Raw genomic sequence first — 19,294 nt, 5'->3', positions numbered from 1 at the left:
CTTTTTTTATGAATCCGCTTTCAGATAGAATTAATAATTTATCGACCTCACAAACTTTAGCTATGGCTGCAAAAGCCAGAGAATTAAAAGCTGAAGGAAAAGATATTATCAGTTTAAGTTTGGGTGAACCCGATTTCAATACTCCTGATTTTATTAAAGAAGCTGCCATTCAGGCTATTCACGACAATTACAGCAATTACCCTCCTGTGGAAGGTTATTTAGACTTAAAAGAAGCCATTTGTAGAAAATTCAAAAGAGATAATAATTTAGACTATAAACCGTCACAAATTGTAGTTTCAACCGGAGCAAAACAATCGTTATACAATATTGCCCAGGTAATGATCAATCCGGGTGATGAAATCATCCTTCCGGCTCCTTACTGGGTTAGCTATTATGAGATCATCAAAATGTCCGGAGGTATTCCGGTAGAAGTTCCGACAAGTATTGAAAACGATTTCAAAATTACCCCGGAGCAACTGGAAGCGGCGATTACACCTGCCACAAAAATGGTATGGTACAGTTCTCCCTGCAACCCAAGCGGTTCCGTTTACAGCAGAGAAGAACTTACCGCATTAGCAGCGGTATTGGAAAAACATCCTTCCATTTATGTTGTTGCCGATGAAATTTACGAGCATATCAATTTTACAGGAACCTATTGCAGTATTGCTTCTATCCCGGGTATGTTAGACAGAACCATAACCGTTAACGGTGTGGCCAAAGCATTTGCCATGACCGGATGGAGAATCGGTTATATCGGAGCACCGGAATTCATCGCCAAAGCCTGCACCAAAATGCAAGGCCAGGTAACCAGCGGTGCCAATACTATTGCACAACGCGCTACCATCGCAGCAGTAGATGCCGATCCTTCCGTATTAAAACACATGGTACAGGCTTTCCACAGCAGAAGAGATTTAGTAGTAGGCCTTATTAAAGAAATTCCGGGAATGAAAATCAATGTTCCGGAAGGTGCTTTTTATGTTTTCCCTGATGTTTCCGCATTTTTCGGAAAAACATTAAAAGGAATCCAGATCAATAATGCCGATGATTTCTCCATGTACCTTTTATCGGAAGCCAATGTGGCAACGGTAACCGGTGATGCTTTCGGAAACCCGAACTGCATCCGTTTCTCTTACGCAACAAGTGAAGATTTACTAAAAGAAGCGCTGCGCCGAATTAAAGAGGCGGTAGCATCTTCCGAAGTTTTAGCATAAATGTACGCCTCAGGTTTTCCTGAGGCTTTTTTTTACTATCCCTGTAGTCCGGTACTGCTTTTTAAATTCGTGATAATTATCGTATTTTTCACCTTTGCAATACAGGCACCGCCTTCATCCGGCCGGTGGCTGCCGGACTAACCCGAAAACAAACTATTAAAACCATAACACAACACAATGAATAAGAAAATATTATTACTCGGTTCCGGAGAATTAGGAAAAGAATTTGTTATCGCCGCACAGCGCATCGGCCAGACCGTAATTGCAGTAGACAGTTATGAAAACGCCCCCGCTATGCAGGTAGCCCACGGTTTTGAAGTGATCAACATGCTGGACGGTGACGCTTTAGACCGTATCGTTGCCAAACACAATCCGGACTTTATTGTTCCGGAAATAGAAGCCATCCGTACCGAACGTTTTTACGATTATGAAAAACAGGGTATACAGGTTGTTCCGTCTGCCAAAGCAGCAAACTTTACAATGAACAGAAAAGCGATCCGTGACCTGGCCGCTAAAGACCTGGGACTGCGAACCGCCAACTACCGTTATGCAACCTCAGCCGAAACATTGCAAAAAGCCGTTTCAGAAGTCGGAATCCCATGTGTGGTAAAACCCTTAATGTCGTCATCCGGCAAAGGACAGTCCACCATCAAATCGGAAGCAGATATTGAAAAAGCCTGGCAATATGCCGTGGAAGGTTCCCGTGGTGATGTGGTTGAAGTAATCGTAGAGGCTTTTGTAAACTTCCATTCGGAAATTACCTTATTAACCGTAACCCAGAACAACAACCCTACGCTATTCTGTGCACCAATCGGGCACCGCCAGGAACGCGGCGACTATCAGGAAAGCTGGCAGCCGGCACGTGTTTCCGATAAAGACATAGCCGAAGCACAGGATATGGCCGGAAAAGTGACCGCAGCTTTGGGTGGCGCCGGATTATTTGGTGTGGAATTTTTCCTGACCGACGAAGGCGTATATTTCTCAGAACTTTCCCCTCGTCCGCACGATACCGGAATGGTAACTTTAGCCGGAACGCAAAACTTCAACGAATTCGAACTTCATTTGCGCGCTATTTTAAGCTTACCGATTGCCGAAATTACTTTGGAAAAAAATGGTGCCAGTGCCGTAATTTTAGCAACCGAAAATTCTGAAAAACCCGGTTACACCGGAATTGAACAGGTTGCTGCTTTACCCAAAACCGATTTCCGAATCTTTGGCAAACCAACCTCAAGACCTTACCGGAGAATGGGAGTTGTACTCACCAGTGACACTACCGGTACCGCTATAGAGGAAATTACCGACAGAGCTAAAAAAACAGCCGCATTAGTAACCGTAAATGCCTAAATAATGAATCTTCTCCTTACCAATATTGCCAAACATGTTTCGCTATCACCGGAAGAGCAGGAATTGCTGTTGTCGTTAACCGAATCGAAAAGCTATAAAGCAAAAACGGTCTTATTAAGAGAAGGGGAAGTATGCCTGTATTCCTATTTTGTGACCCATGGCATCCTGCGCAGTTATACCGTGGATGAAAACGGCGTGGAACACGTGGTGAGTTTTGCCTCACCGGGCTGGTGGATAGCCGACATGTACAGTTTTTTATCACAGCGTCCCGGACAGCTCTTTATTGAAACCAATGAAGATGCCGAAGTAATACTGCTATCCAAAGAAAATCAGGAGCTTCTTTACGATAAAGTTCCAAAAATAGAGCGCTTTTTCAGAATCCTGATCGGGAACTCGCTTGTGGCAAACCAGCAGCGACTCATTGACAACCTCAGCTTTACAGCCGAGGCCCGTTATGACAAGTTCACTAAAAAGCACCCCGACCTGATCCACTGCCTGCCGCAAAAGCAAATTGCATCCTATATAGGAGTAACGCCGGAATTTTTCAGTAAAATGAAAGCCCGGATGCTCAAAAAATAACACCTCGCTTACTACATATATCCCCGTTAGTTTTCAAACACTAACGGGGATAATTATTTCTTAATCTAGGTTAAGTACATTCTGTTTCAAGTGGTTGTATCTTTGACATATCAAAATAACCGTTATGAATAGAAAAGATTTTATCAGAAAAAGTTTATTAGGTACCGGAGCAGTTATCACCGGATCGGCACTGGCAAAAGAAGCCCTTTCAAATACAGAAGAAACAATAGGATTCAATCATATTCAAAACACAAACTCAAAGATCATGGAAAATATAGTATTACACAAAGCAGATACCCGTGGCAACGCTAATCACGGATGGCTACAAAGTTATCACACTTTTAGCTTCGCAAATTATTTCAATCCCGAAAGAGTAAACTTCGGAGTACTGAGAGTATTGAATGACGATACTGTTGCAGCCGGAATGGGCTTTGGGACGCATCCGCATGACAATATGGAAATTATCAGTATCCCACTGGAAGGCGACCTGGAACATCAGGACAGCATGGGTAACAAAACCGTTATTAAAAAAGGTGATATCCAGGTCATGAGTGCCGGAACCGGTGTAAAACACAGCGAATACAATAAAAACAGCGATAAAGAAGTAAAATTTTTACAGATCTGGGTATTCCCGAACAAAAAGAATGTTAGTCCGCGCTATGACCAGATTGCTTTAAACGAAGAAGAAAGACACAATAAATTACAGCAGATCCTTTCGCCTAACCCTGACGATGCCGGTGTGTGGATCCACCAGGATGCCTGGTTTCACATGGGAAAATTTGACCAGAATACCGAAGCCCAATACCGTATAAAAAAAGAAGGCAACGGTTTGTATGTTTTTGTACTGAAAGGAAGCCTTACCGTAAACGGACAGGAACTAAACACCAGAGACGGTTTTGGTATCTGGGATATTGACAGCGTTAACATTAAGGCTGCCACCGATGCTGAATTCTTATTGATGGATGTTCCAATGAACATGGTCCTGTAAATAAAACAAAAACAACATATTATTTCAATAATTTAAAAAAACATTATTATGGCAACAACAAAATGGGCAATTGACCCGACACACTCCGAAATTGGTTTTAAAGTTAAACACATGATGTTTACAAATGTCTCCGGAAAATTCGAAAACTATGAGGCAACCATCACTACTGAAGATGACAATTTTGAAAATGCAAACATTAGCTTTACAGCAGATGTTAATTCTGTAGACACCCGTAACACCGACAGAGACAACCACCTGAAAAGTGCTGACTTTTTCGATGCGGAAAACCACCCGAAATTAACGTTCAAAGCCTCTTCTTTTTCAAAAGTTGATGATGAGAACTATGAATTATCCGGTGATTTAAGTTTAAGAGGTGTTACAAAATTTGTGACCCTTCCGGTAGAATTCAGCGGATTGATGAAAGATCCATGGGGCAATACAAAAGCCGGTTTAAACATTAGCGGAAAAATAAGCCGTAAAGACTGGGGGCTAAACTGGAACTCTGCACTGGAAACCGGTGGTGTTTTAGTGAGCGACGATGTTCGTTTGAATATAGAATTACAATTATTAAAACAATAATCTGGTAATCATTATTTTTTTGGTTAAGTAAGTTATCCCTGGAATTCCAATGAACTCCAGGGATATTTTTTTTACAAACCGGCAGTCAGCAAAGCAACCCGCATTATCTTAATCTAAAAAGTACTATTTTTGTCCGGACAATAAACAAACAAAACCAACAAAGAATAGTATATGAAAGCATATGTATTTCCGGGTCAGGGTGCCCAATTCACCGGAATGGGTAAAGATTTATATGAAAATTCAGCATTAGCAAAGGAATTATTTGAAAAAGCAAACGAGATATTAGGCTTCCGCATTACCGACATTATGTTTGAAGGAACTGCCGAAGAATTAAAAGAAACCAAAGTAACACAGCCGGCAGTTTTTTTACATTCGGTTATCTTAGCAAAAACATTAGGAGCCGATTTTAAACCGGAAATGGTTGCCGGACATTCTCTTGGTGAATTTTCTGCTTTGGTCGCTAACGGAGCGCTTTCTTTTGAAGATGGCCTGAAATTAGTTTCCCAACGTGCTTTAGCCATGCAAAAAGCCTGCGAGATCACACCATCTACTATGGCTGCTGTTTTAGGTCTTGAAGATAAAGTTGTGGAAGACGTTTGCGCGGCTATTGACGGTATCGTAGTGGCTGCCAACTATAACTGCCCGGGGCAGTTAGTTATTTCAGGAGAATTAAAAGCGGTTGAAAAAGCCTGTGAGGCAATGAAAGAAGCCGGCGCAAAACGCGCATTGATCTTACCGGTTGGTGGTGCTTTCCACTCGCCAATGATGGAACCGGCCCGTGAAGAACTGGCCGCAGCGATTGAAGCGACAACGTTTTCAAATCCGATTTGCCCGGTTTATCAAAACGTTCCTGCCAATGCCGTATCAAATCCGGACGAAATTAAAAAGAACCTGATCATTCAGTTAACCGCTCCGGTAAAATGGACACAGTCCGTACAACAGATGATTGCTGACGGTGCCACTTCTTTTACAGAAGTAGGTCCCGGAAAAGTATTGATCGGATTGGTAAATAAAATCAACAAAGAGGTGGCTACCGCTTCTGCATAGTCTGCACCTTATATAAAACAAAAATCCGGAAGCAATGCTTCCGGATTTTTTATAGCTGTATTTTTTATTACATTCCACTTCTGATGGCCTCTACCGGATCTAATTTTGATGCGGATATAGCCGGAATAATCCCGGAGATCAAACCGATAAAAGCGGCTAAGGAGGTTCCGATGAGAATATTCCAGAATCCCAGGACAAATTCAAAATCCAGGACCTTGGACATCACCATTGCGATTATCCAGACCAACAGCATCCCTACCAATCCGCCGATAACGGAAAGGATAATGGCTTCAAACAAAAACTGGAATAATATAAAACGGTTTTTAGCGCCCAATGCTTTTTGAATCCCGATCAGGTTCGTTCGTTCTTTTACGGAAACAAACATGATATTCGCAATTCCGAAACCGCCAACCAATAACGAGAATCCGCTGATAATCCAGCCCACGACATTCATCTGCCCGACAATACTGTCAATAAAATCCGTAAAACCGGACAATACATTGATAAAGAAATTATCAATCTCGCTGGTTTTTAAACCGCGGAATGTTCGCAGTTTCTGCGTAAGCTCTCCTTTAAACGCATCAATATCCACTCCTTTTTTTGGACGGATAAGAATGGCAGGCGTTAACATATCGCTGTTATCGCCATACAGCCTTCTCAGGAAGTTTACCGGTAAAAAAGCGGAAATATCTTTACTTTTCCCGAACGTACTGGCACCTTCTTTATCCAGAACTCCGATTACCGTGAACCGCTGTCCGTATAAGCGGATCTTTTTACCCAAAGGATCGATACCGTTAAACAAACCTGCTGCCACTTCACTTCCGATAATGATGACCGGTGTTCCGGAATTGGATTCCGATTCGGTAAAAAATCTTCCTTTGGCAAATTTTAATTTTTCAATATCGACAAACTCGTTTGTACACGGATTAATACTGATACCGCTAACAGTGTTCGATTCATATTTAATATTTTCGGCACGGGTAAAAAGATTGAACGAAATTTTGTCCATCTCTTTCAGCGAACGCTTTAAATAATCAAATTCTTCGTAGGTAACATCCGGAAACTGCTCGCGTTTCCATTGCGGGATATCTGTAGGCCCGAAAGAAAAACGCATTAAATAAACCGTGTTCTTATCCAAACCGCTTAAATCATTCTTGATTTTCCGGTCCATAGAATCCACAGCCGCCAAAACTGCAATAATCGAAAAAATCCCTATCGTCACCCCTAACAGGGACAATAAGGTTCTCAGCTTATTATTTCGCAAAGCATTGAGTGCAAAACTCAGGCTTTCTTTTAACAGTCTTAAATATAAAAGCATAGTGTCTGTTTTGACTTTTGTAAAATTCTTTATTTTTTCAATAATATCCTAAACAATTAGTACCTAAAACACCGGAAATGTTACAGAAAAACAAGACAAATATCCACAGGCATTAACAGAACGAAAATCACACTTTTACCGGCAGCGGCACAAGTAAACTCCAAAGCCTAAAGTAGCACTCTAAATAAAGCTGTTAATCGTAACGAAAACAATGAAAAAAAATAAAAAAACATCAAAATCTAACCCCTATTATCTTGAATGTTAAAGTAACAATAACTACTTTTGCACCTTTAAAAACACAACAACACAATGAACACTACAAAAACCATTCAATCTGCTTTAATTTCAGTATTTGATAAAGACGGATTAGAACCTATCGTTAGAAAATTACACGACCATAACGTAACCATTTATTCAACGGGCGGAACCGAAGATTTTATCAAAAACCTGGGTATTCCTGTAGTTCCTGTAGAAGATGTTACTTCTTATCCTTCTATTTTAGGCGGACGTGTAAAAACGCTTCACCCAAAAATCTTTGGCGGAATTTTAAACCGTCAGGATCACGAAGGAGACGTGCAGCAGATGGAGGAATACAAAATCCCTCAAATTGATTTGGTAATTGTAGATTTATATCCTTTTGAAAAAACGGTTGCTTCCGGAGCCGGTGAAGCAGATATCATTGAAAAAATCGATATCGGCGGAATTTCCTTAATCCGTGCAGCAGCAAAAAACTTCAAGGATACTGTTATTGTTCCTTCCGTTAACGAGTATGCTTTATTTTTAGAAATGATCACTATTGGAAATGGCGCTACCACTCTTGAAAACAGACGTTTGTTAGCCACTAAAGCTTTCCATGTATCATCGCATTACGACGGAGCGATCTTTAATTATTTCAACACAGACGAAACCATCTACAAAGCAAGTATTACAGACGGTCAGGTTTTACGTTATGGCGAGAACCCGCACCAGAAAGGATATTTCTTTGGCGAATTCGATAAAATGTTCACCAAAGTACACGGTAAAGAACTTTCTTACAACAACCTGTTGGATGTTGATGCTGCTGTAAACCTGATGAACGAGTTTAAAAATGACAATCCTACATTTGCCATTTTAAAACACAACAACGCTTGCGGTATTGCTACCCGAAACACGATGAAAGAAGCTTATCTTGATGCTTTAGCCGGTGATCCGACTTCTGCTTTCGGAGGTGTTTTAATCGCCAACGGAAAAATTGACGAAGCGGCTGCCGAAGAAATCAACAAGCTGTTTTGTGAAGTGGTAATTGCTCCGGCTTATGACGAAAAAGCAATTGCGATTTTAGAAGAAAAGAAGAATAGAATCATCCTGATTCAGAATGAGGTGGAATTACCTACAAAACAGGTAAGAACATGTCTTAACGGAATGTTAATTCAGGATAAAGATAACATTACAGACAATAAAGAGCACTTAAAAACCGTTACCTTTACAGCACCTACAGCGCAAGAAATTGACGATTTACTATTTGCTTCTAAAATTTGTAAGCATACTAAATCCAACACTATTGTTTTTGCTAAAAACAAACAATTGTGTGCTTCCGGAACCGGTCAGACATCACGTGTTGATGCGTTACGCCAGGCAGTAGAAAAAGCCAATTCATTTCATTTTGATCTAAACGGAGCGGTTATGGCAAGCGATGCTTTTTTCCCGTTCCCGGATTGTGTTGAGTTAGCAAAAAATGCTGGTATTACAGCTGTAATTCAACCTGGTGGCTCTATTAAAGACGAATTAAGCATTAACTATTGCAATGAAAATAAAGTTGCAATGGTATTTACGGGTGTTCGTCATTTTAAACATTAATTTTATTATTTTTGTAGGCTAATTATTTATAAATATATTAAACCCTTTTTTGTATGGGATTTTTTGATTTCATGACTGAGGATATTGCGATTGACCTTGGTACCGCAAATACCCTTATAATCCACAATGACAAAGTTGTCGTTGATAGTCCATCTATAGTTGCTCGTGATCGTGTTTCTGGGAAAATTATTGCCGTTGGTAAAGAAGCAAACCAGATGCAGGGTAAAACTCATGAAAACATTAAAACCATACGTCCTTTAAAGGATGGTGTAATTGCTGATTTTGATGCGTCGGAAAAAATGATCAGTTTGTTCATTAAAAGTATTCCTGCGCTTAAAAAGAGAATGTTCACACCGGCTTTGCGAATGGTGGTTTGTATCCCTTCCGGTATTACCGAAGTGGAAATGCGTGCGGTAAAAGAATCCTGCGAAAGAGTAAACGGGAAAGAAGTATATCTTATCCATGAGCCTATGGCTGCGGCTATCGGTATTGGTGTAGACATTATGCAACCGAAAGGAAACATGATTGTAGACATCGGTGGTGGAACAACAGAAATTGCAGTTATTGCTTTGGGCGGTATTGTATGTGACAAATCGGTTAAAATTGCCGGTGACGTTTTCACGAACGATATTGTATACTATATGAGAACCCAGCACAACCTTTTCGTTGGAGAAAGCACGGCTGAAAAAATTAAAATTGCTATCGGAGCTGCGACAGAAGATCTGGATACGCCGCCGGATGACATGTCTGTTCAGGGACGTGACCTGTTAACAGGAAAACCGAAACAGGTGGATGTATCGTATCGTGAAATCGCAAAAGCTTTGGATAAATCCATTCAGCGTATCGAGGATGCCGTTATGGAAACCTTATCGCAGACACCTCCGGAATTAGCAGCAGATATCTACAATACCGGAATTTATCTTGCCGGTGGAGGATCGATGCTAAGAGGACTTGATAAACGAATTTCACAAAAAACTGATTTACCGGTTTACATCGCTGAAGATCCATTGCGGGCAGTAGTTAGAGGAACCGGAATGGCATTAAAAAACATTCAGAAATTTAAAGGGATACTTATCAAATAAAGAAATAATTCATGCAGCAAATTTTTAACTTTATATTAAAAAACAGTAACAAGTTACTGTTTTTGCTGCTTTTGGGCATTTCTTTATCTTTAACGATACAATCGCACTCATATCACAGGAGCCGTTATATCAGTTCGGCAAATACATTTACCGGTTTTGTTTACGAAAAAATCAATAATGTAAAAGAATACCTGAATCTTCGCGAGCAAAACAACCAGTTGGCTTTCGAAAATGCAGAACTGAAAAAACTGCTTTACAACGGAGTGGATTCTTTGGGCACTAACGTTTCGATGCCGAAACCGTCCGGCCTGGAGAATATTAAAGTGTATAATGCCAAAGTAATCAACAACACTTTTAACAGTAAAGAAAACTACCTGACGTTATTGGGCGGTGAAAAAGACGGTTTAAAAGCCGATATGGGCGTTGTGAACAGCTTAGGTGTTGTCGGGATTATCGAAAAGACATCGTCCAGTTATTCGACTGTACAAAGTGTTTTAAACGTCAAATCGCAGATCAATGCGAAAATCAAAAAGTCCAACCATTTCGGTTCCCTGATCTGGAACGGACGTAATGTTGGTTTTGCACAGTTAATCGATGTACCCCGACTGGCTTCCGTTAGAAAAGGAGACACCATCGTAACCGGTGGGCGTTCGGAAATTTTCCCGGAAAACATTCCTATCGGAACGATTGACAAAGTATATATCGATAAGGCGACCAATTATTACACCCTTAATGTTCGGTTATTCAACGACATGACGAACTTAGGTCATGTGTATGTAATTGAAAATTTGAAAAGAGCAGAAATCCAGAAACTAGAAGAAGAAACAAAAAATGAATAGCACGTTTATTACAAATAGCTTACGGTTTGTAATGCTACTTGCCATACAGGTTGTTATTTTTAACAACATCAATTTTCTGGGTTTTATCAATCCCTATCCGTATATCCTTTTTATAATTTTATATCCGGTTAACGGAAATAAAGCAGGATTGCTGATGGCCAGTTTCTTCCTGGGCCTTATCATGGATATGTTTTCCAATTCGGGAGGCGTACATGCGGCAGCCTGCGTTACACTGGCTTATTTCAGACCAGCTTTCTTCCGGTTTTCATTTGGAGTGAGTTACGAATACCAAACCGTCAAAATAACCGATAAGCTCTCCCCCGAGCGTTTCTCATTTATACTAATAGCTGTGGTAACCCACCATTTGGTACTCTATTTATTAGAAATATTCCGTTTTAATTTTATTTGGGATATTTTATTACGAACTTTACTAAGCACAATATTTACTTTACTACTTTGCATCATAATTATTTATTTAATTAAGCCTAGCAAACGATGAGAAAACTTTTATTACCTGGTTTGATTGTTATTTCAGCACTGCTGATAATGGCAAGGCTTTTCTATTTGCAAATTTTAGATGATTCGTATATTCAGAAATCGGATAACAATGCGATTAAAATTAAATATGAATATCCGGAACGCGGTTATATCTATGACCGTAAAGGACAGCTTTTGGTTGCTAACCAGCCGTCTTATGACATTATGGTTACCCCAAAAGACGTTAAAAATATTGATACCCTTGAATTCTGCAACCTGTTAAACATCACAAAAGAAGAATTCATCAAAAAAATTCAGAAAGCCCGCGTGTACAGTCCAATGCTTCCTTCTGTGTTCATCGCACAGCTGAACAAGATGGAATATGCGGCTTTTCAGGAAAAAATCAGAAAGTTCTCCGGTTTTGAAATTTTAAAGCGTTCGCTAAGGGATTACCAGGTAAATGTTGGTGCCAATATTTTTGGTTACATTACCCAGGTTAACGACAACATTATCAAAAAACACCCGTATTATAAAAGCGGAGACCTGATTGGTATGCAGGGTGTCGAACAAATGTATGAAGACATCCTGAGAGGAACCAAAGGGGTAAAATATATCCAGCGTGACCGTTTCAACAGGGATATCGGTCCTTATAAAGACGGTATTTATGACACGATCGCCATACAGGGAGAAGACATTACACTAACCATTGATGCCGAGCTTCAGAAATACGGTGAATCCTTAATGGTTAACAAAAGAGGCGGTATCGTGGCTATCGATCCGAAAAGCGGTGAGATCCTGGCACTGGTAACCGCTCCGTCCTATGACCCGGCTATCTTAGTGGGTCGCGAGCGTTCGAAAAACTACACCATGCTGTTTAACGATTCTATCGCAAAACCGTTATACGACAGGGGTTTACTGGCCGAATATCCTCCCGGATCACCGTTTAAAATACTTACCGGATTGATCGGTTTACAGGAAGAAGTGATCGATGAAAACACCTCATTTGTTTGTCATCACGGGTTTTCTTATGGTAGAGGTGCTTTTATGAAATGCCACTGCCCGGGCGGAAACATCCAGCTTCACAACGGTATTTACAAATCCTGTAATGCCTATTTTGCCAATGTTTACAAAAGAACGATCGAAAAATACAGCAAACCGAGATTTGGAGTTGACGCCTGGAGCGGCCATCTGAAAAGCTTCGGATTGGGTAACTTTATGGGCTACGACTTACCTCCGGGAAGAAAAGGACATATTCCGACATCAAGGTATTATGATCGCTGGTATCCAAACGGCGGATGGAAAGGAACAACCATTATTTCCAATTCTATCGGCCAGGGTGAGGTTACCATGACACCTATTCAGTTAGCCAGCATGATGGCTACCATTGCGAATGAAGGGTATTATTACACTCCTCACGTAATTAAAAAGATTGAAAAGCATAAGATCGATAAAAAATTCACGACCAAACACGTTACCACTATTGACAAACAATATTTCCGTCCGGTTATTGACGGTCTTTTTGACGTGTACAATATGGGAACGGCAAGAAGCCTGCGCGTAGACGGCATTGAAATTTGCGGTAAAACCGGTACTGCCGAAAACTTTACCAAGATTAACGGAAAACGTGTTCAGCTTACTGACCACTCCGTGTTCGTTGCTTTTGCACCCAGAAACGATCCTAAGATCGCTATTGCGGTATTGGTTGAAAACGGATATTGGGGTGCGCGTTGGGCAGGACCTATTTCCAGCTTAATGATTGAAAAATACCTCAGAGGTACCATTACCCGAACAGATTTAGAAAAAAGAATGCTGGAAGGAAGCCTACAGCACGAATATGACAAGGTTACCAGCGGATTACCTTTTACAATTAACAACAAATAATGAAGAACCAAAGTGTAGCGAGTAATATCGATTGGATTACAATACTTATTTATATTGTATTAGTTGCCATGGGATGGATGAATATCTATTCTGCTTCGTTACCATTGGAACAAACGTCCATATTTGACCTGAGTCAGATTTACGGAAAACAGATGCTGTTCATTCTTCTGGCAATTCCGTTGATCTTCACAATACTATCTGTGGATGCCAAGATTTTTGAGAAATATGCCGTCGTCTTTTACGCCCTCGGTATCGTGTTGTTATTAGGACTCTTCGCCTTTGGTAAAACCATTAAAGGACAGACCAACTGGTATCAGTTTGGCGGTTTCGGTTTCCAGCCCTCGGAGTTTGTGAAAACCGCAGCAGCCTTGCTACTCGCCAAACTACTGAGTGACACCCAGATAAACATCAAACAATTCAGCCATCAGGTACTTGCACTGGCCGTTTTTGGCTTTCCGGTTATCCTGATCATGCTCCAGCCCGATGCCGGTAGTGCGATGATTTTTATCTCACTGGTATTCGTACTTTACCGGGAAGGTTTGCCAAGCTGGTATTTATGGACCGGATTTATCGCGATTATACTCTTTGTCCTTGCCCTGATTATCAAGCCTGTTTTCATTGTAATCCTGGCACTGATGATCATGATCATTCACTATATCTTTAACCGGCGAATTAACCGGAATCCGCTCGTGTACGGTATCATTTTCGTACTGATTACCGGTTTTGTATTCTCGGTAGACTATGTATATGAAAATGTACTGGAATCGCACCAGAAAGACAGGATCAATGTACTTTTGGGTAAAGATGTCAACATGCAGAAAGAAGGATACAACCTAAACCAGTCCATGATTGCGATTGGTTCCGGAAGCTGGATCGGAAAAGGCTACCTGGAAGGAACACAGACAAAAGGCGGTTTCGTTCCCGAACAGCATACGGATTATATTTTTACCACTGTTGGTGAAGAATGGGGATTTGCCGGAGCAGCAGTTGTTATCGCGTTATTCGTGACGCTATTCCTGCGGATCATCTATTTGGCCGAACACCAGAAAACAAAGTTTAGCCGTGTCTACGGGTATTGTGTAGCCACTTTCCTGTTTACCCACTTCTTTGTAAACATTTCAATGCTAATTAAAATGTTCCCGACCATTGGAGTACCACTGCCCTTTTTCTCGTACGGTGGTTCCAGCTTGTGGGCCTTTACGATTTTACTGTTTATCTTCCTGAAAATGGATGCGAATAAGGTAAACGAATGGTAGTTAATTAAAACTCCATCCTTTATAATCACTCGATTTTTCGAATTTGTTTTCTACGGCATCCGGTAATTGCGGAAAGAAGTCAATACCGGTTAATTTTTCGATGGTATCCACATCCACAACAAATTCATAAAGCGGTTTCTCGCTGGCTTCATGCGGCACCAGGAAACCGATCATCTTATCGCCTTTTTTAGTCATTAAAACCTTGTAGAAATAGTTTGGAACCGCTACCTGCTCCTTCCCGATTGTCTTCAGATTATCCGACAATACACCGCCGGTCACAACATAAAGCCCGTCGTATTTTGTAGCCCAGTAGCGTACTTTCTGCTCCAGCCTGTTCCAGACACCATCGTTAAAATCATGCCGCTGGGGCGAAATATTGGACGTTAAAAATGTTTCCTGATACATTTCATAATCTTTTTTCCGATCGCCCGCCGGACACAAATGTCCTTTATCGTAACCGGAATTTTTATAGTTTTTCCAACTGGCAGAACCCGTTTTTACCGCATTATCTTCAATAAAAAAAGGTCGTTTGTAATCCCTGTTTGAAAAGTCGTTTTTCGTTAGCGTATAGGCTACCCACTCCGATTGTTCATAATCTTCGGCATACGAAAACGTATAACTGTTGTGGGTAATAACCACACCGGTAGTAGAGGTCGGATAATAATCGAACCCATTTTGCAGGACCGGACTTACCGGCGATACAATACTCTCTTTCGGGTGTTCATTACTGATTACCACTGTATTTTCAGTGTTTTGACGGCACGAATGCAGCAAAAAAATCAGGACAGCCAGTTTTATCGGGATTACAATACTCTTCATCGCAATTAATCAGTATATGGTATAATTTTTGTTACATTTGTAAAGATAGCAAATAGTTATAACGCATTTTACAATTCAAAAAAGTATAATTTATGAGAATGAAATTAATGTTGGCTGTGTTGATTATGGCAACACAATTTAGTTTTGGACAGGAAATCGCTAAAGAAACAACAACCAATGCTGAAACACATATTAAAGAAACACAGAACGAATTAAAAAGAATCAAAGAAGAAAAAGAGCGTATTGAAAAAGAAAAGCTCGACAATGAAAAAGCACTGGCACTTAAGGAAGCCGAAAAACAGCGAAAAATAGCCGAAAAGGAACAAAAAAGATTGGCTAAAGAATTAAAGAAAGCCGAAAAGGCACATGCCAATCTTGAAAAAGCACAAAAGAATGTGCATAAAGCAACCGACAGGGTTCAGAGCAGTCAGAAAGATTTGGACAAACAAAATGAAAAATACCGAAATCTGAAAGACCGCAACAAGCTTACTGATGAAGACGACATCAAATGGAAAAAGAAGCTTTTAAAGCTTGCCAATAAAAATAAAGAACGAAAAATAGAATTACAGGAAGCGCAATTAGCATTAAAAAACCTGAATCCTAATTCCTAATAAAAAAAGCCATCTTCACGATGGCTTTTTTTATTATTGCTATTTATGATGCTTTTACATCCAGGGCATCCCGGAGCGCATTACCTATCATCATAAAGGCCAATACCAGCAGCAGCATCGCTACTCCCGGGATAATCGCCAGATACGGCTTTCCTAATATGATATAATTATAGTTATCCTTAATCATGGAACCCCAGCTCGGAACCGGAACCTGTGCGCCCAGTCCTAAAAAGCTCAGTCCGCTTTCCACCAATATGGCCGAAGCAAAATTAGCTGCCGAAATTACAATTACCGGCGCCATACTGTTGGGTAAAATATGGTTAAAAATGATACGGCTGTTTCTATAACCCAATGCCCGGGCTGCCGTTACATACTGCATTTCCCGGATACTCATAACCTGCCCTCTGACCACACGGGCCACTTCTACCCACATCGTTAATCCGACCGCTACAAATACCTGCCAGAAACCTTTTCCCAAAGCCAGTGTTATCGCAATAACCAGCAGCAAGGTAGGAATAGACCAGATCACGTTAATAAGCCACATGACAAATGCATCGACCTTACCGCCATAATAACCGGCAATGGCACCAAAGAAAATCCCCACAATCAGAGAAATCAGTACCGAGACAAAACCAATCGCAATTGAAACTCTCGAACCAATGATCAGGCGGCTCAGTAAGTCCCGCCCCTGGTTGTCCGTTCCCAAAAAAAAGGTTTTCTCTACTATGTATTTTGCCTTCAGCATTTCCGGATCCTTTTCTTTCCCGAAGGCGGAAAGCGGAATTTTATCGGTGATAACGATATTCTTGTCTTCCGAGTATTCGTCAAAATACAGGGAATCGTTTGCTATTCTATAGGCGTTAACCGGTTTTTTGGTAAAATAATCCGGATGTCCTGTAAAGTAATCATACCAATGGCTTTCCGGCTGTGTTTCCAGCGGAATATGGAGTATGGTTACTTTAAAACCGGGTTCTTTGGAACGTATTGCCAAATCACCCCAGTTGGCATATTTGGAATTATCCGGAGCAATAAAATAGCCAAACACGGCTACAAAGATTAATATTGCAATAAACACAAAACTGAAAACGCCCCAGAAGTTTTTTCTAAACTTCCGGAGCGCTAAAGCTGTAAGAGATTGATTCGATAAACTCATTAATTTACTTTATCAACAATTTTATTTTTTTTGTCTTTTAACGTTATCGTTCCTTTCACATTGGCATTCATGCTTTTCATATCCGTTAAGATATTCAAGGCTTCGTCTACATACACATCGTTATTTAAACTCTCGTGCCAACGCTGTCTTTTCTGAGCTAACAAGGTATCGTTTTTAAACAATTCCATTTCGTATGGCAATGATGTAAAGGTCAGGCTGTTTTTATAATCTGCCAAAGCTTTGAATTTTTTAGCAGTCGCTTCCACTGCCGATTCTTCTGCTTTGAATTTTTTGAAATTCAGACTGTACACATTCATATCCTTACGGGAGCTGATCCATTTTGCATTTTCATCGATCAGTTTAAACTGCTCGTTATCTGCCATTCGCTCTTTACTTTTGGCAATAGTTCCTGAAAAATCAAGTCCTTTTACCGGTTGGTAATTTGCCGGATCAATTTTGTCCCAAGGCATTGCATTGTCAATATCACGTTCGCCCATATCGATATAAGAATAACGATCCGGCATCACGATATCACTCAATACCCCTTCACGCTGTGTAGAACCACCGTTTACTCTGTAGAATTTCTGAGTAGTCGTTTTTAAAGCGCCTAAATCACCATAAGGATTGCTTCGGATAAACTGATTCAGGTCGATTACATTCTGAACCGTTCCTTTACCATAAGTATGTTTACTTCCGATGATCACACCTCTTTTATAATCCTGGATAGCTGCTGCAAAGATCTCTGATGCCGAAGCCGAGAAGTTATTCACCATTACCACAAGCGGACCATCCCAGTGTACTTTTGACTGTTTGTTGTACAGTACTTCTTTTTTACCGTTAGCCGATTTGATCTGTACCACCGGTCCCTGATCGATAAACAACCCTACCATGTCCACAACGGTTTGCAAAGAACCTCCGCCGTTATCGCGCAAGTCCATTACGATTCCCTGAACATTCTGTTTTTTCAATCGTTCGATTTCCTGTGCTACATCTTTAAAGGCATCTCTTTTATCTTTATTTTCAAAATCGATATAGAATTTCGGTAAATAAATTACGCCGTAAGTCGCATCCCCTTTTTTAACTAAAGACGATTTTGCGTATGTTTCTTCAATTTCAACCACTTCACGGACAATCGGAATTACTTTAATGGTTCCATCCACTTTTTTAACGGTTAAACGAACTTCCGTTCCTTTTTTACCTTTAATTTTTTTCACCACATCGTCCAGACGCATTCCAACCACATCAACCGGTTCGTCATTTCCCTGCGCTACTTTCATGATCAGGTCACCCTGCTCCAGTTGTTTTCCTCTCCAGGCTGGTCCGCCAGGGATCAGTTCTGTAATTTCGGTGAAATCGTTTTTCTTTTGTAAACGGGCTCCGATTCCTTCCAGGCTTCCGCTGATGCTGATATCGAATTTCTCTTTATCATCCGGAGCAAAGTAGAAAGTATGCGGGTCAAAACGCTCTACAATAGCATTCAGATAGACAGAGAACCAGTCTTCACGGTCTAATTCCTGAATGAATCCGAAATATTCGTCTAACGATTTTAAAGTCGTTTCACGGGAACTTTTCTCTAATTCTTCAACTGTTTTTGGTTTGGAATCAGCAGCTTTTTTAGTTCCTTCCGCTCCTTTTTTATCTGCTGTACCTTCTTTCTCTTTTTCCTGTAATTTCAGCTTGTCGGTAACCGAAGACAAGACATTCAGTTTTAACTGTTTTTCCCAACGGGTTCTCAGTTCCGATTTGTTTTTAGAAAACGGCTGTTTGTCATAATCCACGCTGATTTCCTCATTTGTATTGAAATCAAACGGTTTGTCCAGTACATCTTTGTAGATTTTTTTTGATTCGGCCATACGTTCCATCAAACGTTGGTAAGTCAGATCAAAAAAGGTCAGATCTTTATTTTTGATCATGTCATCGATCTGCGTTTCATATTTGGAAAACTCATCCAGATCCGACTGAATAAAGAATCGTTTCGAAGGATCTAAGGCAGAAATATATTCTTTATAAACACTTTTTGAAAATGCGTCATCCATCGCCACAGGATCATAATGCCCTTTTTCTAAAACAAATGTCAACAGTTCCAGCAAAAGCTTGTCTTTTTCAGGATCTGCTTTTTTGTTAGGCATAAAACTCCAAAGTATTGCTGACAAAGCGGTTATCACCAATACAATCTTATAATTTCTCTTCATAAATTGCCAAAAAGTATTCATTACTATTTTTCAACTAAATTACATAAAAAAGGATGTTACTCTCTTAATATACGGATAATTT

General features: G+C 40.4%; 17 protein-coding genes. 13 read left to right on the top strand and 4 right to left on the bottom strand.

The genetic code is table 11. From position 1 onward, the window contains the following. Positions 1-8 precede the first annotated feature (8 nt). The 6 genes from B3394_RS05215 (at position 9) to fabD (ending at position 5,748) form a co-directional block, all read left to right on the top strand. Positions 9-1,211 carry a pyridoxal phosphate-dependent aminotransferase gene (locus B3394_RS05215; protein ID WP_177730064.1) on the top strand — a complete coding sequence of 401 codons (1,203 nt, stop codon included), beginning with the start codon at positions 9-11 and terminating at the stop codon, positions 1,209-1,211. Positions 1,212-1,388: 177 nt separating this feature from the next. Then, positions 1,389-2,555, top strand: a complete 1,167-nt coding sequence (gene purT, locus B3394_RS05210) for a formate-dependent phosphoribosylglycinamide formyltransferase (protein WP_286913799.1) — start codon at positions 1,389-1,391, stop codon at positions 2,553-2,555. Positions 2,556-2,558: 3 nt separating this feature from the next. After that, a complete protein-coding gene (locus B3394_RS05205) occupies positions 2,559-3,134 on the top strand; it encodes a Crp/Fnr family transcriptional regulator (RefSeq protein WP_286913797.1) in 576 nt (191 codons plus the stop codon). A 265-nt stretch (positions 3,135-3,399) separates the two neighbouring features. Continuing rightward, positions 3,400-4,122 carry a pirin family protein gene (locus B3394_RS05200; RefSeq protein ID WP_286913997.1) on the top strand — a complete coding sequence of 241 codons (723 nt, stop codon included), beginning with the start codon at positions 3,400-3,402 and terminating at the stop codon, positions 4,120-4,122. Positions 4,123-4,170: 48 nt separating this feature from the next. After that, positions 4,171-4,701, top strand: a complete 531-nt coding sequence (locus tag B3394_RS05195; protein WP_177730068.1) for a YceI family protein — start codon at positions 4,171-4,173, stop codon at positions 4,699-4,701. A gap of 171 nt (positions 4,702-4,872) precedes the next feature. Beyond that, a complete protein-coding gene (gene fabD, locus B3394_RS05190; RefSeq protein WP_177730069.1) occupies positions 4,873-5,748 on the top strand; it encodes an ACP S-malonyltransferase in 876 nt (291 codons plus the stop codon). Positions 5,749-5,815: 67 nt separating this feature from the next. On the opposite strand, the gene B3394_RS05185 is transcribed toward fabD, so the two are convergent. Then, positions 5,816-7,066: an ABC transporter permease gene (locus tag B3394_RS05185; RefSeq protein WP_177730070.1), complete on the bottom strand. Its 1,251-nt coding sequence runs from the start codon at positions 7,064-7,066 to the stop codon at positions 5,816-5,818. A gap of 309 nt (positions 7,067-7,375) precedes the next feature. On the opposite strand from B3394_RS05185, the gene purH reads away from it, so the two are divergent. From purH to rodA, 6 genes are read left to right on the top strand one after another with little or no spacing between them, the layout of a single operon-like run. Beyond that, positions 7,376-8,902: a bifunctional phosphoribosylaminoimidazolecarboxamide formyltransferase/IMP cyclohydrolase gene (purH, locus tag B3394_RS05180; protein ID WP_177730071.1), complete on the top strand. Its 1,527-nt coding sequence runs from the start codon at positions 7,376-7,378 to the stop codon at positions 8,900-8,902. Between the two features lie 53 nt (positions 8,903-8,955). After that, positions 8,956-9,984, top strand: coding sequence for a rod shape-determining protein (locus B3394_RS05175; protein WP_177730072.1), 1,029 nt, complete (start codon positions 8,956-8,958; stop codon positions 9,982-9,984). A gap of 11 nt (positions 9,985-9,995) precedes the next feature. Further along, positions 9,996-10,823, top strand: a complete 828-nt coding sequence (gene mreC, locus B3394_RS05170) for a rod shape-determining protein MreC (RefSeq protein WP_177730073.1) — start codon at positions 9,996-9,998, stop codon at positions 10,821-10,823. Beyond that, on the top strand, positions 10,816-11,322 hold the full coding sequence (locus tag B3394_RS05165) for a rod shape-determining protein MreD (protein WP_177730074.1): 507 nt from the start codon (positions 10,816-10,818) through the stop codon (positions 11,320-11,322). The genes mreC and B3394_RS05165 overlap by 8 nt, the downstream gene beginning before the upstream one ends. Beyond that, a complete protein-coding gene (gene mrdA, locus B3394_RS05160) occupies positions 11,319-13,181 on the top strand; it encodes a penicillin-binding protein 2 (protein WP_273245032.1) in 1,863 nt (620 codons plus the stop codon). Before B3394_RS05165 ends, mrdA begins: the two co-directional genes overlap by 4 nt. Then, on the top strand, positions 13,181-14,437 hold the full coding sequence (rodA, locus tag B3394_RS05155; protein WP_177730076.1) for a rod shape-determining protein RodA: 1,257 nt from the start codon (positions 13,181-13,183) through the stop codon (positions 14,435-14,437). The genes mrdA and rodA overlap by 1 nt, the downstream gene beginning before the upstream one ends. Here the strand turns inward: rodA and B3394_RS05150 are convergent, their stop codons facing one another. Further along, positions 14,438-15,256: a DNA/RNA non-specific endonuclease gene (locus B3394_RS05150; RefSeq protein WP_286913792.1), complete on the bottom strand. Its 819-nt coding sequence runs from the start codon at positions 15,254-15,256 to the stop codon at positions 14,438-14,440. 92 nt (positions 15,257-15,348) lie between these two features. On the opposite strand from B3394_RS05150, the gene B3394_RS05145 reads away from it, so the two are divergent. Beyond that, positions 15,349-15,867 (top strand): hypothetical protein, encoded by a 519-nt coding sequence (locus B3394_RS05145; RefSeq protein ID WP_286913791.1) that lies wholly within the window; start codon positions 15,349-15,351, stop codon positions 15,865-15,867. Between the two features lie 43 nt (positions 15,868-15,910). Here the strand turns inward: B3394_RS05145 and B3394_RS05140 are convergent, their stop codons facing one another. Next, on the bottom strand, positions 15,911-17,020 hold the full coding sequence (locus B3394_RS05140) for an ABC transporter permease (protein ID WP_286913786.1): 1,110 nt from the start codon (positions 17,018-17,020) through the stop codon (positions 15,911-15,913). Beyond that, positions 17,020-19,233, bottom strand: coding sequence for a carboxy terminal-processing peptidase (locus B3394_RS05135; protein ID WP_177730080.1), 2,214 nt, complete (start codon positions 19,231-19,233; stop codon positions 17,020-17,022). Before B3394_RS05135 ends, B3394_RS05140 begins: the two co-directional genes overlap by 1 nt. Positions 19,234-19,294 lie beyond the last annotated feature (61 nt).

Origin of the sequence: Flavobacterium sp. UBA4197 (assembly GCF_002379575.1) — a bacterium.
GTDB lineage: Bacteria > Bacteroidota > Bacteroidia > Flavobacteriales > Flavobacteriaceae > Flavobacterium > Flavobacterium inviolabile.
Note: the sequence above shows the minus strand (reverse complement) of the source record. Positions and strands in the feature narration are given on the sequence as shown.